The sequence below is a fragment of the Neorhizobium sp. P12A genome (assembly GCF_008365395.1).
GTDB lineage: Bacteria > Pseudomonadota > Alphaproteobacteria > Rhizobiales > Rhizobiaceae > Rhizobium.
The window spans coordinates 1-1,344 of the sequence record NZ_QOVX01000074.1; the positions used below are offsets into that span (position 1 = coordinate 1).

The following is a 1,344-nucleotide window of genomic DNA, read 5'->3' on the forward strand; positions in this document are numbered from 1 at the left end:
CAGAACGCCGCCATGGCCGAAGAGACCACCGCATCGGCAGAGACGCTCGCCGCCGATACCGAGGATCTCCTCGACCTTATCCGCGGCTTCCGCGTCAACAATGGCAGCGGTGCTGCTCAGGCACCGCACCAGCAGAGACGCAGGGCGGCATAGTATAAGATCATAGATTGTAAAATCTATCGGTACAGCATTGAAACAATAGAGCCGTCGGAAGAAATTCTGGCGGCTCTATTATTTACAGGTAAAATTACGCTCGACGGACTGCCCAATTCTTGGAGTCTTCTATAAGTCTTCCGCAAGAAGAGCTTATGTTTTTCTATCGCAGCGCAGCAAATGCGATGATTAAAACTGATTTAATCACGTCATTAAGAGCACGATTAAATCTTTATTAGCTGAAACAAGCCAATTTTAACCAACCGGAAGCAGCATGTGATTAAGCAGCGGTAGAAGCACCGAGATTACTCGAAGGCGCTCGCACAGGCGGTAGGAAACCGCACCGGTATTCGGCCCCCATTCCTGTTGCGAGGACATATGAAAAACCTCAAGATTGCTCATCAGCTTTTTGCCCTTGTCGGCGTACTCATGGCCGCCTTTGCGGTTGCCGTCTATTTCGAGATCAAGTCGCAAGAGGACTCGATCTACAATGATCGTTTCGACATGCTTCGCACCCAGGTCGAATCCGGTATCTCCATCCTCGATGGATTCTATCAGCGTGAAAAGTCCGGCGAACTGACCCATGAGGCCGCACAGGCCCAGGCGTTCAAGGTCCTGACCAACATGCGCTACAACCCGAACGGCTATATCTTCGGCTTCGACTTCCATGTCATCCAGCTGATCAACCCAAGCCCGGTCAACCTCGGCAAGGACATGTCCAGCCAGGTCGACAAGCGCGGCACCTATTTCAGCAAGGAATTGGTCGAAAAGGGCATCAACGGTGGCGGCCGCACGGTCTACTACTGGAACAAGCCGGGAATGCCTGACAGTCAGGTCTTCCTGAAGGGCAGCTATTCGGCCGCCTTCCAGCCCTGGCAGATCGTTCTTGGCTCCGGCGTCTACATGGATGACCTTGAGACCCAGGTGAATGCTGCAATGTGGAAGGCCTTCCTTATCTGCGGCATCGTCTTTGTCGTCGGTATCGGTGCTGCTCTCTACTTCATCCGCGGTATTTCCAAACCGCTTGCCGACGTGCATGAGGCGCTGAAGGCCGTTGCCGACGAGGATGTCAAGATCGCCATCCCGCATACGTCGATGGGCAACGAGATCGGCAAGATGGCCAAGGCCACGGCGTCACTGCAGGAGAAGGTGCGCGAACGCCATGCCATGGCGGAACGCCAGGCAGAACAG

Annotated in this window: 1 protein-coding gene; it reads left to right on the forward strand. The window is 54.1% G+C overall.

The genetic code is table 11. The features are described 5' to 3' along the window. Positions 1–531: 531 nt before the first annotated feature. Positions 532–1,344 (forward strand): cache domain-containing protein (locus DTW90_RS36935; protein ID WP_149345063.1); only part of this gene is annotated, 813 nt, incomplete at its 3' end.